13 protein-coding genes are annotated in these 17,253 nt (G+C 67.8%); 9 read left to right on the forward strand and 4 right to left on the reverse strand.

The window, feature by feature from the left end; translation table 11 throughout:
- Positions 1-81: 81 nt before the first annotated feature.
- Positions 82-1,605, reverse strand: a complete 1,524-nt coding sequence (locus ACFX4F_RS07840) for a thioredoxin family protein (protein WP_380653873.1) — start codon at positions 1,603-1,605, stop codon at positions 82-84.
- 99 nt (positions 1,606-1,704) lie between these two features.
- Complete coding sequence (locus ACFX4F_RS07845) at positions 1,705-2,184, reverse strand: GNAT family N-acetyltransferase (RefSeq protein WP_380653876.1); 480 nt, start codon at positions 2,182-2,184, stop codon at positions 1,705-1,707.
- 54 nt (positions 2,185-2,238) lie between these two features.
- Between ACFX4F_RS07845 and ACFX4F_RS07850 the strand changes: the two genes are divergently transcribed.
- From ACFX4F_RS07850 to ACFX4F_RS07890, 9 genes are all read left to right on the forward strand, one after another.
- Positions 2,239-3,174 (forward strand): TIGR03571 family LLM class oxidoreductase, encoded by a 936-nt coding sequence (locus tag ACFX4F_RS07850; protein WP_380653879.1) that lies wholly within the window; start codon positions 2,239-2,241, stop codon positions 3,172-3,174.
- A 134-nt stretch (positions 3,175-3,308) separates the two neighbouring features.
- The gene (locus ACFX4F_RS07855) at positions 3,309-3,638 is read left to right on the forward strand and encodes a DUF3817 domain-containing protein (protein ID WP_380653882.1); all 330 of its coding nucleotides are present in this window, start codon (positions 3,309-3,311) and stop codon (positions 3,636-3,638) included.
- 152 nt (positions 3,639-3,790) lie between these two features.
- Positions 3,791-4,987: an MFS transporter gene (locus ACFX4F_RS07860; RefSeq protein ID WP_380653885.1), complete on the forward strand. Its 1,197-nt coding sequence runs from the start codon at positions 3,791-3,793 to the stop codon at positions 4,985-4,987.
- Positions 4,984-6,177 (forward strand): isochorismate synthase MenF, encoded by a 1,194-nt coding sequence (locus ACFX4F_RS07865; RefSeq protein ID WP_380653888.1) that lies wholly within the window; start codon positions 4,984-4,986, stop codon positions 6,175-6,177. Before ACFX4F_RS07860 ends, ACFX4F_RS07865 begins: the two co-directional genes overlap by 4 nt.
- Positions 6,174-7,826 carry a (2,3-dihydroxybenzoyl)adenylate synthase gene (locus ACFX4F_RS07870; protein ID WP_380653891.1) on the forward strand — a complete coding sequence of 551 codons (1,653 nt, stop codon included), beginning with the start codon at positions 6,174-6,176 and terminating at the stop codon, positions 7,824-7,826. Before ACFX4F_RS07865 ends, ACFX4F_RS07870 begins: the two co-directional genes overlap by 4 nt.
- Positions 7,826-8,458, forward strand: coding sequence for an isochorismatase family protein (locus tag ACFX4F_RS07875; protein ID WP_346559240.1), 633 nt, complete (start codon positions 7,826-7,828; stop codon positions 8,456-8,458). Before ACFX4F_RS07870 ends, ACFX4F_RS07875 begins: the two co-directional genes overlap by 1 nt.
- Positions 8,458-8,715: a phosphopantetheine-binding protein gene (locus ACFX4F_RS07880; RefSeq protein ID WP_100465617.1), complete on the forward strand. Its 258-nt coding sequence runs from the start codon at positions 8,458-8,460 to the stop codon at positions 8,713-8,715. The genes ACFX4F_RS07875 and ACFX4F_RS07880 overlap by 1 nt, the downstream gene beginning before the upstream one ends.
- Entirely contained in the window at positions 8,712-12,590 is a 3,879-nt protein-coding gene (locus tag ACFX4F_RS07885; RefSeq protein WP_380653895.1) for an amino acid adenylation domain-containing protein, read from the forward strand. Before ACFX4F_RS07880 ends, ACFX4F_RS07885 begins: the two co-directional genes overlap by 4 nt.
- Positions 12,581-13,345, forward strand: a complete 765-nt coding sequence (locus ACFX4F_RS07890; protein ID WP_099818697.1) for a 2,3-dihydro-2,3-dihydroxybenzoate dehydrogenase — start codon at positions 12,581-12,583, stop codon at positions 13,343-13,345. Before ACFX4F_RS07885 ends, ACFX4F_RS07890 begins: the two co-directional genes overlap by 10 nt.
- Before the next feature lie 97 nt (positions 13,346-13,442).
- Here ACFX4F_RS07890 and ACFX4F_RS07895 read toward each other — a convergent pair whose 3' ends face one another.
- Together ACFX4F_RS07895 and ACFX4F_RS07900 are read right to left on the reverse strand one after the other, a co-directional pair.
- Positions 13,443-14,927 carry an esterase-like activity of phytase family protein gene (locus tag ACFX4F_RS07895; RefSeq protein WP_380653899.1) on the reverse strand — a complete coding sequence of 495 codons (1,485 nt, stop codon included), beginning with the start codon at positions 14,925-14,927 and terminating at the stop codon, positions 13,443-13,445.
- Between the two features lie 22 nt (positions 14,928-14,949).
- A complete protein-coding gene (locus tag ACFX4F_RS07900) occupies positions 14,950-17,250 on the reverse strand; it encodes a TonB-dependent receptor (RefSeq protein WP_380653902.1) in 2,301 nt (766 codons plus the stop codon).
- Positions 17,251-17,253 lie beyond the last annotated feature (3 nt).

Consider the following 17,253-nt stretch of genomic DNA (forward strand, 5'->3'; position numbering starts at 1 on the left):
CGCTGGCCGGCAACTCGCGTTGGTCGGGGCTGCCGGCCAGCGGCCGGCACTACCTGTATCCGTCGAATCCTGCGTCTGGCGTCAGCTCAACCAATCCTTGCAGGCGCTATCAACCTGATCACCACAGGCGGTCTGCATCCGCTGCTGCAACCGTGCCAGCGTCTCCGCACCCTTGTGCTTCGCGCTCCACGCCTGCAGTTGTCCGGCCAGTCGTTCGAAGCGCTGACGCGTGCGCTGGTGGTAGCCGGACGGCTGCTTGTCCAGCTCGGCGATCAACGCCTCGGTGGCCTGCTCGATGCGCGGTGCATCATCGGGCGCCAGCCGCAGCAGGCCTTCCACGTACAACACACCCCACTGCACGCGCGTGGCAGGACCCTGCGCGCCCTCGTAGGCACGCTTCAACCACTCCAGGGCGCCGGCGGTATCACCGCGCTGCTCGGCCAGTTCGGCCAGCTCCGGCATGTAGTAGTAAGGCTGCTCGCTACGCTTCAGCTCGGCCAGCAGCAAGGTCTCGGCGCCCGCATCGTCATCGACCTGTCGCAGCGCGTAGACGGCACTGCTGATGGTGGCCTGGCGCGCATGCGCGTCGGTGGCGGCGGCATCGGCGGCGGCCACGCGCTGCTTCACCCGCTCAACCAGGGCTGCCGGCAGCGCGCCCTCGGGCTGCTGCTGGCGGGCCAGCGCCAGCTCGGTCAGCGCGCGTGACAAGGCATCGTCAGCGCGATCACCGCGCGCGGCATCGGCACGTTCCAGCGCGACCAGCAGCTGCTGACCGAGGGCATTGCTGCTGGCCGGACCGGCGCTGGCCTGCTTGACCAGCCCGGCGCCGGCATACCCCAGCAGCTCGCGGTTGCGACGTACTTCCGCCGGTTGCGCCAGCACGGCCTGCAACAGCTCGCGTACCTGGGTGGGCGCTGTCGTCGGTTTCTCGGCTGTAGCCAAGGCGAGCAGCGCGAAGCGACGCTGCAGCGCAGGTTCGGGTGCGGCCTTGGCCAGCTGCTGCAGCACATCCTGCGTGCTGCGCTTGCCGGCCAGGCGGTTGGCATCCACTTCCCAACCGTAGTCGCCCAGCACCTGCCAGTCTTCGGTGCCAAGCTTGGCCGGCGTGGCCAGCGCGGTCGCGAGCGTTTCAGCAACGGCGCTGCGGCGGCTGGCGGCGACGGTCAGCGCCCGCGTCAGTTCGGCCGCGTCGTTGCCGCCGGCCACGCGGGTGATTTCGTTGCGCTGCGGGTCGAGCACGATCAGGGTCGGATAGCCGCGCACGCCGAAGCGTTCGCCCCACGCCTGCGCGCCTTCCTCGTCGCCGTCCAGGTACACCGGCACGAATTTGCCGGTCAGGGCGATGAAGGCCGGATCCTTGAACAGCCCGGCCTTGAGCTGGTTGCACGGCGGGCACCACACCGCGCCCCAGTACAGCAGCACCGGCTTGCCACTCTCGGCGGCTTCGTTGAAGGCATCATCCACATCGCCCTGGCGCCAGGCGATGGCAGAGGCCGGGGCAGTGGCTGCCGCCTGCGCCGTCGGTACCGGAGCGGAAGCGGGAGAGCAGGCGCTCAGGGCCGAGGCCAGCAGCAACATGGAAAGCGCGACGCGCATCGGCAGCATCTCGAAGGACAGGGTAGTGGGCCATTGTAGGAACGGTCGGGGTGCTGGCTGATGCAGTTTGCTTATGTCGCACGCGCAGCACGGCATGTGGGCTGCACTTCAGTGCGGACCAAGGGCCGCATCCACCGGAGCAGGCACCGCCAACACCAGTGGTTGGTAGATCAGGCCGTTGAACTGGCCAACGTCGCCATCCAGCACGAATCCATAGTGTTCGTAGGCGGGCACCGCGTTGAGCGAGGCGCGCACGGTCATCTGCGGGCCACGCACCTGCGGCAGCACCGCCTGCAGCAGGGCACGACCGATGCCTTGCCCCTGCAGTTCCGGCGCAACGAACAGCATTGCCAGATGATGGCCGGCCTTCAGTTCCACCACGCCGACCACCTGGCCTGCCTGTTCAGCCACAAGGATGTGGTTGTCGCCCTGCAGGCGTTCGGCGAACGCGGAGGCGGCAGCCACCGTGCCGAACGTGGCGATGCCCTCGGCGGTGAGCATGGGCGCAACGGCGGCAGTGAAGGCGGCCATGCACACCGCGCTGATCGCGGGCAGGTCATCGACGTGGGCGGGGCGGATCCTGGTCATGCGCGGTACTTCCTGTGGCGGGACGGCATCAATGCCCCACGCTAAGCTGGCTGCATGACTGATTTCAATCCCGCCCATGCCCGCCTGTTTCCGACGCAGGGCCTCAGCCTTGGCCTGATGACGCCGGTGGCCGCACACGGCCTGGCCGATCCACATGAGGCACGACGCATCGCGCGGCTGGCCGACGATCTGGGTTTCGCCGCGCTGTGGACCCGCGATGTGCCGTTGATGGTGCCGCAGGGGCCGGATGCGACCGCCAGTGCGCTGGATGATCCGTTCCTGTGGCTGGGCATGCTGGCCGCGGCGACCGAACATATCGTGATCGGCACGGCGGCCATCGTGCTGCCGTTGCGGCAACCGCTGCAGGTGGCGAAGTCGGCACTGACGCTGGACCGGATCAGCGGTGGACGCTTCGTGCTGGGCCTGGGCTCGGGTGATCGACCGGAGGAGTTCGCGGCATTCGGCGAGGATCTGCAAAGCAGGGCAGCGACCTTCCGCGAACGCTGGTCGCTGCTGCGTGCGGCGCTGTCGCCCGTATCGTCCGAGCGTGCGCCGGTGTTGCAGGCAACCGGTGGATACGACGTACTTCCCGCGCCGGCCAGGCGCATTCCGATGCTGGTGGTCGGTACCGCACGGCAGAGCCTGCAGTGGATCGCGCGCGAAGCCGAGGGCTGGGCGACCTATCACCGCGAAGAGACCGCGCAGGAAGGGCGCATTGGCCTGTGGCAGCAGGCCCAGGCCCAGCGTGGCGACGTGCCCAAGCCGTTCGTGCAGTCGATGCTGCTGGACCTGCAGGCCGACCCTGCTGCGCCGGCAGAGCCGCTGCCGCTGGGCCTGAAGGTGGGCCGCGATGGCTTGCGCGACTACCTGTTGCGGGTGCACGCGCAGGGCGTGGCCCATGTGATGTTCAACCTGGTCGACAACCGTCGGCCGCCGGACGACGTGCTGCGTGAGATCGGCGAGCAGATCCTGCCGGATACGCCTCGGTAGGTGTCCACCTTGGTGGACACAGCTCTAACGTTCGCCTCTACCGTTCGCCGGGCTTGGCCTGGCGCTACCCTCGGTGTCTGGAATGTTCGCATCTGCGAATCATTCGCATTTGATATCCACTGTTGGAGCCTTGCGTGACCCACCGCAACCCGCTGCACCCGACCGGACGCCTGTTCGCGATCGTGGCCTTCATCGAGGCCATCACCTGGGCCGGTCTGCTGGCCGGCATGTGGCTCAAGTACGGCCCGCAGGCCAACGTCGCGCTGGTGAAGCTGTTCGGGCCGCTGCATGGCGTGGCGTTCATGGTCTATGTGGCGGTGACCCTGTTTGCGGCCCTGCGCCTGCGCTGGCCATGGTGGGCAACGGGGCTGGCCTTGCTGGCCGCGATTCCGCCGCTGGTGACCCTGCCGCTGGAGTGCTGGTTCAAGCGTCGCGGCCTGTTGTCGGTACGCGCCGGGCAGTGATGCACCCGCGGGTGAGTGCCCGTTAAGCGAATGGGTATCAAATGCAAATGCGAGCCGTTATCATTTAAGGATAGCGTCGCCGCCTGACAGGGCGACGTCGCGCGGGGTGCGGAAGCGCCCGGCGTTCCCTCCTTGGTTACGGTTGGTGTTCCATGCATGCACGTCCCGTGGTTCCCGGCTTGCCGGCGCTGGTGTTGGCTGCCCTGATCGGCACCATGGCGATGATGTCCTTCGTCGCCGTCATCGGCCCGGTGGTGCGCCTGCTGGGCCTGTCTGAATGGCATGCCGGTCTATCGGTCACGGCCGCGGGTGTGTTGTGGATGCTGGCCGCTCGCCCCTGGGGCCAGCTCAGCGACCGCATCGGCCGCAAGCGCGTGCTGATGCTGGCGATGAGTGCCTACACCGTGGTCTACATCGCGTTGGCGGTGTTCATCGATGTCGCGCTGCAGACGATACCGCCGGTGCTGGTCTCGGTGCTGGTGCTGGTCGGCGCGCGTGGCCTGATCGGCCTGTTCTACGCGGCCGTGCCGCCGACCGCTGCTGCGCTGATCGCCGACAAGGCACCCACCGGCCAACGTGCGAAATTCCTGGCCCGGCTGGGCAGCGCCAATGCGCTGGGCATGGTGCTGGGTCCGGCGGCGGCTGGTTGGCTGGCCTACAAGAACCTGCCGTTGGCGCTGTACGTGGCGGCGCTGTTGCCGCTGCTCGCGCTGGGCCTGCTGGCCTGGCGCCTGCCGGCCACGCAAGCGGTGGCTGCCGCACAGCAGCGCAACCGCGTGCCGCTGTCGCGCCTCGACCCGCGCCTGCGCCTACCGCAGATGGCCGCGTTCGTGGCGATGGTGTCGGTGACCATCGCGCAGGTCACGGTGGGCTTCTTCGCCATCGATCGCTTCGGCCTGGATGCAGCCGAAGGCGCGCGCATGGCCGGCATCGCCCTGACTGCAGTGGGTGTGGGCCTGATCCTCGCGCAGGGGCTGGTGATGAAGCTGGACGTGCATCCCCGGCGCTGGATCATCCTCGGCGCATTGATCGCTGGCATCGGTTTCGCTTCGGTGGCCGCGGTGCAGCAGGCCTGGCAGTTGCCGGCGGCCTACGCGCTCGCGGCGTTCGGCATGGGCTTCGTATTTCCCTCGTTCCAGGCGTTGGCCGCCGATGCGGTGCAGGCGCACGAACAGGGTGCGGCGGCCGGCACGGTCGCGGCGGCACAGGGCCTGGGCATGGTGGCCGGGCCGATGCTCGGCACCCTGTTGTATCGCGGTGGCGCCAGCCTGCCTTACCTGTTGGTCGGTGTATTGCTGCTGATGCTGTGCGTGCTGGCCGCAGCGTATCGGATGAAGGAGACCCCATGAACGATTCCCTGATGCAGGGCGCGTGGCCGGAGGCTGCGTCGATGCTGCCGGAGCCCACCGCCGAAGCGTCGCTGTTCCTGCTGCGGCAGGCCGATCAGCAGATGCACGCGCGGGGCTGCCGCGCCCCCTTGCCGGCGGGCGCGCTGGCCACCCTGGCCGAGCGCGTGGCGACGTTCTTCGCGCAGCAGCGCGGTGGCCCGGGCCTGCTGGTCGGCGCGGTGCCGTTCGAGCCGCGTGCCGATGATGCGTTGTACCAGCCCGAGCGACTGTTGCCAGCATTGCCTGTGCAGTCACAGGCAGCGCCAGCGCTGTCCGGAGCGCTGACCGCCGAGCCATCCGCGCAGGACTATGCAGTGGCAGTGGCCGACGCGGTCAGCGCGATGCGCGCGCCCAACCCGGCGCTGCACAAGGTGGTACTGGCGCGCAGCCTGTTGGCGCATACGCAGCAGGTGCTGTCGCCGGAAATGCTGCTGGCCCGCCTGGGCACCGATCCTTCGGTGGCGACCTACGCCGTGCCGCTGCCGGTGGACGTCGGCCAGGCGCCGGCGTGGCTGGTGGGGGCGACGCCGGAGCTGCTGCTGCGCAAGCGCGGTGCGCAGGTACTGTCGCATCCGCTTGCCGGTTCGGCCCGGCGCAGTGCCGATCCGGTCGCCGACGAGCGCGCCGCGCAGGCATTGCTGGGATCGGCGAAGGATCACGACGAACACCGCCATGTGGTGGAGGCCATCGTCGATGGCCTGTCGCCCTGGTGCAGCCACATCGAGGCGCAGCCGCGCCCGGTGCTGCACGCTACCGCCAGCATGTGGCATCTGGGAACGCGCATCCACGCCACGCTGAAGGACGCTGCTACGTCGGCGGCGACCCTGCTGGCCGAGCTGCATCCCACCCCGGCCGTCTGCGGTACCCCGCGGATGGAAGCATTGCAGCGCATCCGTGCGCTGGAACCGGTGCCCCGCGGCTTCTATGCCGGTGCCGTGGGCTGGCTGGATGCACAGGGTGACGGCGACTGGTACGTGGCGATCCGCTGCGCTCGGCTGCAGGGCACTCAGCTGCGCCTGTATGCCGGCGCCGGCATCGTCGCCGACTCGCAGCCCGCCGCCGAGGTCGCCGAGACCGCCGCCAAGTTCACTGCGCTGTTGAACGCACTGGGCGTGCGGGACCCGCTGCCCCTGATCGAGGTATCCGCATGACGCCGTCCGCCGTTGACTCCCGCCTGCCGCTGCAGCAGCAATGGCCCGAAGCGCTGGTCGCGCGCTATCGGGCTGCAGGTCATTGGCGTGGCGAGACCTTCCCCGGTTTCCTGCGCGAACGCGCCGAGCGCCACGCCGATGACATCGCGGTAGTGGCGGGCGATGTGCGCTTGAGCTATGCGCAGCTCTGGCATGAGGCCGGGCGCATCGGTGCCGGCCTGCTGGCGCTGGGCCTGCAACCGGGTGAGCGCGTGCTGGTGCAGCTGGGCAACACCGCCAGTTTCATCAGCACCATCTGCGGGCTGTTCCGCGCCGGGCTGGTGCCGGTGTACGCGCTGCCGGCGCACCGCATCACCGAGCTGGCCCACTTCGCCCGCAAGGCCGAGGCCAGTGCCTATATCAGTACCGATGTACATGAGGGTTTCGACCATCGTGGCCTGGCGCGTGCGCTGCAGGTGGAGGTGCCGGCGGTGCGCCACGTGTTGATCGATGGCGACGCAGCCGAATTTGTTGCGCTGGAATCGCTGCAGGGCGACCGCAGCCAGCTGCCGGCCGATCCTGACCCGCAGTCGGTGGCGTTCCTGCAGATCTCTGGTGGCAGCACCGGGCTTTCAAAGCTGATTCCGCGCACGCACGACGACTACATCTACTCGTTCCGCGCCAGCAACGAAATCTGCGGCATCGACCGCGACAGCGTGTACCTGGTCGCGCTGCCGGCGGCACACAACTTCCCGATGAGTTCACCGGGTTTCTTCGGTGCGCTGTACGCCGGCGCCCGCGTGGTGCTCAGCCCGGGCCCCGGCCCGGATGCGGCATTCCCGTTGATCTCGCGCGAGAAGGTGACCTGCTGTGGTCTGGTACCACCGCTGGCACTGCTGTGGGCGCAGGCGGCGGCCACCAGCAAGCACGATCTGTCCAGCCTGCAGGTCCTGCAGGTTGGTGGCGCCAAGCTGGTGCCGGAAGCCGCGCGGCGGGTCATCGATGGCCTCGGTTGCACGTTGCAGCAGGTGTTCGGCATGGCCGAAGGCCTGGTCAACTACACCCGGCTGGATGATCCGCAGGAACTGATCGTTGCCTGCCAGGGCCGGCCGATCAGCGCCGATGATGAAGTGCGCGTGGTCGATGACCATGACCAGCCTGTTGCCGAAGGCGAGGTTGGCCATCTGCTCACGCGGGGCCCGTATACCATCCGCGGTTACCACAACGATGCGGCGGCGAATGCGCGCTCGTTCACCGACGATGGTTTCTATCGCACCGGCGACCGTGTGCAGCAGCTGCCCGGAGGCTACCTGGTGGTGCAGGGCCGTGCCGGCGACCACATCAACCGGGCCGGCGAGAAGATCTCCGCCGAGGAGATCGAAGACCATCTGCTGGCCCATGCCAGTGTGTTCGATGCCGCCGTGGTCTCCATTCCGGACGACTACCTGGGGGAGCGCAGCTGTGCCTTCGTGATCCAGCAGGGCGAGGCGATCAAGGCGCCGGCGCTGAAGGCGTGGATGCGTGGACGTGGCCTTGCCGCGTTCAAGGTGCCCGACCAGATTGTTTTCGTGGACAGCTTCGATACCACGGCGGTTGGCAAGATCAGCCGCCGCGAACTGCGCGCGCAGCTGCGTGCGCGTCATCTGCAACAGACAGGAGGAACGCGCTGATGGCGCTGCCCCGTATTGCCCCGTATTCCCTGCCGACCGCCGCGGAACTGCCGCAGGCGCGTGGCGCCTGGCGCCCCCAGCGTGATCGTGTTGCCTTGCTGGTGCACGACATGCAGCGCTATTTCCTTGCCGCCTTCGATGCGGGCAATGCGCCGCTGCGGCCGGCAGTGGACAACATCGCGCGGCTGCTTGGGCATTGCCGTACACACGGCATTCCCGTCTTCTACACCGCCCAGCACGGCGACCAGGACCGCCGTGACCGCGGCCTGCAGGCAGACCTGTGGGGCCCGGGCATGGGCCGTCGTGCCGACCACGAGCCGATCATCGACGCGTTGGCACCTGCGCCGGGCGAGCATGTGCTGGTCAAGCACCGCTACAGCGCATTCCAGCGCAGCAATCTGGAAACGCTGATGCGCGTGCGTGGCCGCGATCAGCTGCTGATCACCGGCGTGTACGCGCACATCGGATGCACCGCCACGGCGGTGGAGGCGTTCCAGCGCGACATCGAGACGTTCATCGCTGCCGATGCCGTGGCTGATTTCTCGCGTGCCGACCATGATCAGGCGCTGCACTGGATCGCCCGCACCTGCGGCGTACCGATGACCACCGACCAGCTGCTGGAAGCATTGTGATGAACGCGACGACCGAAGCCTTGACCCTGGAGCGCATGCGCGCCGACGTCGCCCGCGTACTGGACTGCCAGGCGGCTGACATCGGCGACGATGACAACCTGATCGATCTGGACCTGGATTCGATGCGCATGCTGGGGCTGGTGCTGGCCTGGGGCAACACCGGGCTGCCACTGGAGTTCTCGCAGCTGGCCGAACACACCACGCTGCGCCAGTGGTGGACCGTGGTGCAGCAGCTGCAGGCTTCGCAGACGGCATGAACGGATCGCCGCTGCCGTTGACCGAGGCGCAGGCCGGGCTGTGGTTTGCCCAGCGGCTGGCACCGGAAAACCCTGCATTCAATACCGCGCATGCGGTGTGGATCGAGGGTCCGCTGGATGTGGCGGCGTTCACTGCCGCCGCCAATCAGGCCGCGGCCGAGGCCGAGGCGCTGGCATTGCGTTTCGCCGAGGCCGAGGACGGCCAGCCCGTGCAATGGCACGAATCCACGCGGGTGCCATCACTGCAGCTGCGCGATGTTGCTGCTGCGGCCGATCCGCAGCAGACGGCACGCGCCGCGATGCAGGCCGATCGCTCCAGCGTAGTTGATCCGACCCGCGACCGACTGAGCCAGCAGGTGCTGTTCAACCTGGGCGGCCAGCGCTGGGCCTGGTATCTGCGCGTGCATCACCTGGCCACCGATGGCTATGGCATGGCGCTGTTCACTGACCGTGTCTGCGCGCTGTATGCGGGCCGCACCGGTAGCGCGTTGCCTGCGCTGGCGGGCGTGCTGGCCGACGATGCCAGCTACCGCAGTGATGCGCGCCGCGACGCGGACCGGCAGTGGTGGCTGCAGGCACTGCAGGGCGCGCCGGCCTCCACCGGCCTGGCCGGAACGGCCGCTGCTAGTGACGATGCCGTGCGTTGGGTGCAGCCGGTGGACCCTGCCTTCCGCGAGCGTCTGCTGCAGGTTTCGGCATCGTGGCTGCAGCCGTGGCCGGATGTGCTCGCTGCATTGGCCGCCGAGTATGTGCGCCGTATGAGCGCGTCCGAGGAAGTCGTGCTTGGCGTGCCCTACATGGCGCGGCTGGGCAGCGTCGCGGCGCGGGTGCCGGCGATGGTGATGAACGTGTTGCCGCTGCGGGTGGCGGGCGGCGAGGACAGCGTCGAGGAATTCTGCCGGCGCATCGGGCGCCAGCTCAGCCAGGGCCGCAAGCATGGCCGCTACCGTGGCGAGCAGTTGCGTCGTGACCTTGGGCTGGTCGGCGCACAGCACCGCCTGCATGGGCCGTTGATCAACGTACAGCCCTTCTACAAGCCGCTGGCGCTGCCGGGTGTGCGGGCCTCGCTGGAGGTGCTGAGCACCGGGCCGGTGGACGATTTGACACTGGGCTTCCGTGGCGATGGACAGACCCTGCTGGATCTGGAGATTGAAGCGAACCCCGCCCTGTACGATCTGGACGAGGTGAAGGCGCATGCCCGGCGGCTGCTGCATTTCGTGTCGGCGGCGCTGCAGGCCGAAGACATCGCGGCGGTGCCGCTGGCCACGCCGGAAGAATCCAGGCAGGTCCTGCATGGCTTCAATGCCACCGCCCATCCGCTGCCTGACACCACCCTGGTCGAACTGCTGCAGCAGGGCATGGACCGTGATCCGTCGGCACCGGCGCTGGTGTTCGGTGATACGACGCTGGATCATGCCACGCTTGAGGCGCGCAGCTTCGCACTGGCCGCGCAGCTGCGTTCGCTTGGCGTGGGGCCGGGCACCATCGTCGCGGTAGCGCTGCCGCGTTCGCTGGAACTGGTGGTGGCGCTGCTGGCGGTACTGCGTGCAGGCGGCGCGTACCTGCCACTGGACCTTGCCCATCCCACTGAGCGGCTGGCGCGCATCCTGGCGTCGGCGCAACCGGTCTGTGTGTTGGCAGAGGCCAGCGCGCAGTCCCGGATGGCAGACGAACCGGTGCTGCCGCCGGAGCAGTGGACCGATGTGAGCTTCGCCGCACCCTGGCCGGGCCCGATGGGCGACGATGCGGCCTATGTGATCTATACCTCCGGTTCGACCGGCGAGCCCAAGGGCGTGGTGATCGAGCACCGCGCCATCGTCAATCGCCTGCTATGGATGCGCGAGCACTACGGCATCGGTGCCGACGACCGGATTCTGCAGAAGACCCCGGCAACCTTCGACGTATCGGTCTGGGAATTCTTCCTGCCACTGCTGTGTGGCGCGACGCTGGTGCTGGCGGGGCCGGACGCACACCGCGACCCGACCGAGCTGGCGCGATTGATCCGCGTGCATGGCATCACCACCGCGCATTTCGTACCGTCGATGCTGGATGCGTTCCTGGCTGCACCGGCCTCACAGGACCTGCAGCTACGGCGCGTGTTCACCAGTGGCGAGGCGCTGGATGCCGCCCTGCGTGATCGCTTCCACGCGAGGATGCAATCCGAACTACATAACCTGTACGGGCCGACCGAAGCTGCTGTGGATGTGAGCTGGTGGCCGGCGTCGGCCGATGATTGCTCGCGCCCGGTGCCGATCGGTTTCCCGGTCTGGAACACCCGCCTGTATGTGCTTGACGCACGTATGCAGCCCGTGCCGGTGGGCGTGGCAGGTGACCTCTACCTTGGTGGTGTGCAGTTGGCGCGCGGCTATCTCGGCCGCGACAACCTGACGGCCGAGCGCTTCCTGGCCGATCCGTTCCTGCCGGGTGAACGCATCTATCGTACTGGCGACGTGGCGCGCTGGCGGGCCGACGGTGTTGTCGAATACCTGGGGCGCAGCGACCACCAGGTGAAACTGCGCGGCCTGCGCATCGAACTCGGCGAGATCGAAGCGGCGTTGCGCGAGCTGCCTGGCATGGACCGGGTGGAAGTGCTGTTGCGCGATGATCTTCCCGGCGAGGCGCGGCTGGTCGCCTATGTGCCGTCGACTCAGGCGGATGCAGCGGTGCTGCGCAGTCATCTGCTGACGCGGGTGCCCGACTACATGGTGCCGTCTGCGTTCGTAGGCGTGCATCAGTGGCCGGTGACTGCCAATGGCAAGTTGGATCGCGCTGCGCTGCCGAAGCCGCCGCAGCAGGAAGTCGCAGGGCAGGCACCGCGCACGCCGCTGGAGCAGGAACTGGCCGGGTTGTTCGCGCAGGCGCTGGGGCGTGAATCGCCCGTGGCCGTCGATGTGGATTTCTTCAGTCTCGGTGGCGACTCGCTTTCGGCCGTGCACCTGCTGCTGGCCATCGAGCAGCGCTGGCGTTGCGAGCTGGGCCTCGGCGCGCTGTTCGCGCAGCCAACCGTTGCCGCGCTGGCGGCACGCATTGCTGAGCCTCCGGCACGTGCCGATCACGCGTTGGGACCGGTGATTGCGCTGTCCGCGTCCGACGAATCAACCGTGGCGCCCTTGTTCGTGCTGCACCCGGCCGGGGGCATTGCATGGAACTACCGCGCGCTTGCGCGGGCGTTGCAGCCAACGCGCGCGGTGTACGGGCTGCAATCACCGGCACTCGATCCCACGCAACCGCTGCCAGGCAGCATCGAGGCCATGGCCAACGACTATGTGCAGCGGGTGATCACGCTGCAGCCGCAGGGGCCGATCCATCTGCTCGGCTGGTCGGTCGGCGGCATCCTTGCGCAGGCGATGGCGGTGCGTCTGCACGACATCGGCCGCGAGGTCGGCGAACTGGTGCTGCTCGATGCCTATCCCAGCGAATGCTGGCGTGCCGAACCGGAGCCCGACCCGATCGCGGCGCTGCGGGCGCTGTTGGCCATCGCCGGGCACGATCCTGACGCGCATCCCGAGCTGGACGACCGCGCGCGCATCCTCGCCTTCCTGCGGCGCGGCGGCAGCGCGCTGGGCAGCCTGCCCGAGGTGGTGCTCGACGGTGTGGTGCGGGCGGTGACCGGAACCAATCGACTGATCCGCGAACACCAGCACCGACCCTTCGTGGGAACGCTGGCGCATGTGCGCGCCGGACGCGATCATCAGGCACGGCCACAGTTGCAGTCCGCACTGTGGAAGGCCCATGCGCTGCAGGTGGATGCCATCGAGCTGCCGTTCCTGCACGCCGAACTGACCGGGCGTGATGCCGTGGCACAGCTGGCACCCTGGCTATCGGCGCGTCTGCAGCAGTGGGACAGGCAACAGGAGAATGCAACGTGCAGTTGACGGGTTTTGAAGGAAACGTGGCGCTGGTGACCGGCGCAGCCGGCGGTATCGGCGCGGCGCTGGTGGGGCAACTGCTGGACGCAGGATGCCGGGTCGTGGCGACCGATCGTGAGCGGCCTGCGCCGGCGGCCGACGATGGGCGCGTGCAGGCCTTCGCACTGGATGTCACCGACGGCGCGGCCGTAGACGCCCTGGTCGACCAGGTGGAAGCCACGGTGGGGCCGATCATGCTGGCGGCCAGCGTGGCCGGCGTGTTGCATGTCGGCGAGGTCGTGGACACCAGTGACGCGGATTGGCGCAGGGTGTTCGCTGTCAATGCCGACGGTGTGTTCCATGTCGGTCGCGCATTGGCGCGGGTGATGTCGCCGCGCCGGCAAGGCGCCATCGTGACCGTCAGCTCCAACGCGGCGGGCGTGCCACGGCATGGCATGGCCGCCTATGCGGCCTCGAAGGCGGCGGCGACGATGTTCACCCGCTGCCTGGGCCTGGAGCTGGCGCCACTGGGCATCCGCTGCAACATCGTGGCGCCGGGCTCCACGTTGACCCCTATGCAGACCGGCATGTGGGAAGACGAGCAGGGCGCGGCGCGGGTGATTGCAGGCAATCCGGCGACCTACAAGGCTGGCATCCCGTTGCGCAAGCTGGCCACGCCGGAGGACATCGCACAGGCGGTGATGTTCCTGCTGTCCGAGCAGGCTGGGCACGTGGCGATGAGCGATCTGTACGTGGATGGCGGCGCCACGCTGCGCGGGTAGGCATGCACTCTGTAGAGCCGAGCCCATGCTCGGCTTATTACGCAATGCGGGAACATTCCGTGCAGAGCAGCCGAGCATGGGCTCGGCTCTACAGAATCTATCGCGGCGTGACGGGTAGTGGCTGCGGCAGGGTGAGCCGATAGACCAACACCCGGTTGTCGTTGTCGTACGCACTGTCGCAGTGCTCGCCCTGCATGCGGCAGTTGCGGGCGATGAAGTCGTTGTCGTTGCCGATCAACAGCAGTACGTCGTTCGGGTGCTCTGGATCAAGCGCCGGCAACACGTCCATCGCCTCCCATTTCTCCGACAGCAGCCCCGGGTGCGGGCCGCGCCCTGTATCCAGATCCAGCCCGGCCCGGGCCAGTTGTGGCCGGTCGAGCAGGTTCAGCACCTCTTTGACCTGGGCGGGCACGATGCCGGTCTTCAAGATCGCAACAGCCGGATCGGCCAGCACCGATGCTGTGCCGGTCTCATATTCCGTATCCACCAGATTGGAGGCCTGCGCCACGTTCACCAGCAGCACCGATTTATAGACGATCGGGTCATCGCCATCCTTGCCCAGGCCATTGCCATCGCGCGCCAGCATCAGGAATCGCGCGTTGTCCAGCGCACGCAGCTCGCTCTGTGCAGCGGTACGGTCGAGCTTGCCCTTGCCGTCATGGGCATGGGCGGGCAGGACCATCACGTGATGGCCGACCGGCTGCGTCGGCGTCGGGTTGGCCGACACGTCGTAGACCAGCACGCGGGTATTGATGCGGCCGGCGGCATTGCCCACCGCGCTGTCCTGGATCAGCGCACTCTGCAGGGCAACAAACAGCCGGGTGCCGTCGGGCGACAGGCTCATGCCTTCCACGCCCTGGTTGTTGCGGCGCCCGGTCTGCGGCGCGGCCAACGATCCAAAGGCAGGCTTGCCATCACGTTGTGGCCGGATCGCCAGCGGCGGCACGATCACGCCCTGCAGCCGGCCCTGTGCATCGAAGTAATAGACGTTGGCGGTGTACTCGTCGCCGATGTAGAAGTGGCCGTCGGCAGTGAACTGCAGGGATTCCGCGTCGAGCGCGACCTTGCCGGCCCCCGCGCCCACGGCGGGCGAGGGCAGCACCACGCCACGCTGGTTGATCGTGTGCTCACCCGGGTCGGCACCGGTGAAGGGCTGGCCGTTGTAGTCCTTCAGTACCAGCCCCTTGTCGGGCGCCATCGTCACCACGCCGAAGCCCTGGGACGTCCCCTGCGGCCAGTCGATGCGCAGCTTCATGCGCTCCAGGCGGCCGGCGTAGTCGTAGAACAGGCCGGCCTCCGGATCGTTGCGGCCGCGGTCGGGCAGCGTCCACAGCACCCCCTGGTAACCCCGCGCGGTGCGCCGCCACGTGCCCGGCTGTATCGCCAACGACGAGAACGAGCCCAGCGTATCGCCGAGGAAGTCCACGGTGCCTGCCGGCAATCGCCCGGCGGCGACCAATCCCTTGTCCACGTAGGTGAAGCTGCCCACGTCCACCGCGCGTGGTGGCATGCCGCGGGCTTCATGCGGTGCGTTGTAGCCGCTGACCGAGAGCGCGGCCAGCAGCAGGGCAGTAGCGGACATCGATGGACTCCTCGGCCGGCGATCAGAAGCGGACGTCGATGGTACCGAACACCTGGCGCGGTGCCGACGCATGGAACACATACAGCTTGCCCGACGGGTCGCTGGGTGCGAACACGCTCGAATCCAGGTTGCTGGCGTAGCGCTTGTCACCCAGGTTGGTGACGTTCAGCGACAGGCGCATGCCCTTGGCGAAGCCAACCTGGCCGAAATCGTAGCCACTGGCAAGGTCGAAGACGGTGAAGCCGCCGAAGCCCTGGTCGTTGGTATAGGTGTAGAAGCGCTCGCCGGTGTACTTGCCGCGCAGGCTGGCAAACCAGCCGTTGTCGCGCCAGGTGATCTCGGTGGCCAGCAGCTGCTTGGGCGTGTCGGTCTGGATCTTGCCCTTGATCTGCTGCTCGACGCCCGCCTGGATGTAGTTGGAGGCATACGTCGAGCGGTTCAGCGACGCGGAGGTGTACCAGCTGAAGTGCTCGTTCGGTGTCCACAGCACGGTCAGTTCGGCACCGCGGCTGTCGACGCCGCCGACGTTGTAGAAGCGGTTGCCGCAGGTCGGTCCGACCGGCTGCCGCGAGTCGCAGGGGTTGTACTGCAGCAGGCGGTTGTCGAAGCGCACGCTGTAGGCAGCGACCGATGCCTGCAGGGTGTCGGTGACGAAGCGGTAGCCCGCTTCCAGCGAACGTGATTCTTCCGGCTTCAGGTTGCCTTGCGCGTTCCAGGTGGCCTGGCTGACCGCCTGTGGGCCCAGCTTGAAGCCGCCCTGGAACATGGCGATGTTCTCGGCATAGCTGGCGAACACTTCGTGATGCTCGCTGAGGCGGAAGTTCGCACCCACGCTGGGCAGGAAGTTCTTGCTGGCCTTCAGCGAACCGGTGGCGAACTGGTTGTTCGAGCTCGGCGAGATCGGTGTCTTCGCATCGCCGGGCAGTGCCTGCGCGTCGGAGGTGGCATGCGGGCTCTTGGCGCCGAACTCCAGGGTCAAACGGTCGTCAAGCAGGCGCCAGGTGTCCTTCAGGAAGAACTGGTGGGTCTTCCAACGCGTACGCTGGGCGAACACACCCACATCCGAGGGCAGGGTGTTCATGCCGCTCAGGTCGCGTGGGCCGTCCACTGCGGTCTGGTAGCGTTCGGCGCTGCTGGTGTTGCGTTCGTACCAGACGCCACCTTCGATGCGGTGTGCACCCAGCTCCCAATCGAACGACAGCGTGCCGCCGTCGCGGTCGATGGTGTAGATGGTGTTGCGGAAGATGATCGGGATTTCCTGCGCAGTGCCCTTGTTCGACCAGGCGCCGCTGTTCCAGTTGTGGCCCTCGCCACGGTCGTCGTGGTGGTAGCCCAGCGCCCGCAGGGTGAAGCCGTCGGCGAGGAAGAAGTCGCCGGCCAGGTAGTACAGGTTGTCATCGCGCAGGATCTGCCCGGCAGTGAAGGCGCCGTCGGCGTCCTTGTCTGGAACGCTGTTGTCGCACTTCTTCGCGTTGAGGCTGGCGGTGTTGCAGTAGGCCTTGGCCACGGCCTTGTTCCAGTCCGGTGCGTAGCCGCCCCAGTCCCAGCCCAGGCCGCGGGACATCTCGTCCTTGGACAGGTAGAAGTAGTCGGCCTGGCTGGTGCGCGAGGTGTCGACGAAGCCGGTGATCTGGCCGCTGCCGAAGTTCCACACGCCCTTGGCGTTGAACTGCCTGGTGGTGGATTTGTTGTACGCGGTCTGGTCGTTCCACAGGTCCGAGACCGCGTTCATGCCCGACACGTAGCCGGAGAATCCGTTGTACTCGCCGCTGTCCACGCGCACGAAGGTGCGGCGGTTGGCATCGCTGCCGAAGGTCTGCACCACGCGGCCGCCCAGTTCCTGCGCCGGCCGGTCGGAGGTATAGGAAATGGTGCCGCCGAGGTTGCTGGTGGACGGCGTGCCGAGGCTGCCGATGCCCACGGCCAGCTCGGCGCCCGCCATGTTCTCGCTGATCAGCGCACGGTTGATGGTCAGGCCGTTGTAGTTGTTGTACGCACCGTCGCCCAGCGGCACGCCGTCCAGCGTGTAACCCAGCCGGGTGGCGTTGAAGCCGCGAAGGCTGAGGGTCATCGACTGTTCGTTGGTACCCAGCGCGTCGGCCGACTGCGCGTTGACGCCCGGCAGCAGGTTCAGCGTTTTCTGCAGGCTGGTGCCAGGCGGCAGGATGTCCAGGTTCTCGCGGGTGATGCGCTGCACCTGGCGCGCCTCGCCACTGCCGATGACTGAAACGGCATCGAGGTCGGTGGCCGACGGCGCCTGCTGCGCCCATGCGGTCGGCGCAAGGGCAAGGGACAACGCAGCAGCCAACAGGGTCTTGGTCATGGA

Source organism: Stenotrophomonas sp. YIM B13575 (assembly GCF_042787595.1).
Taxonomy (GTDB): domain Bacteria; phylum Pseudomonadota; class Gammaproteobacteria; order Xanthomonadales; family Xanthomonadaceae; genus Stenotrophomonas; species Stenotrophomonas lactitubi_B.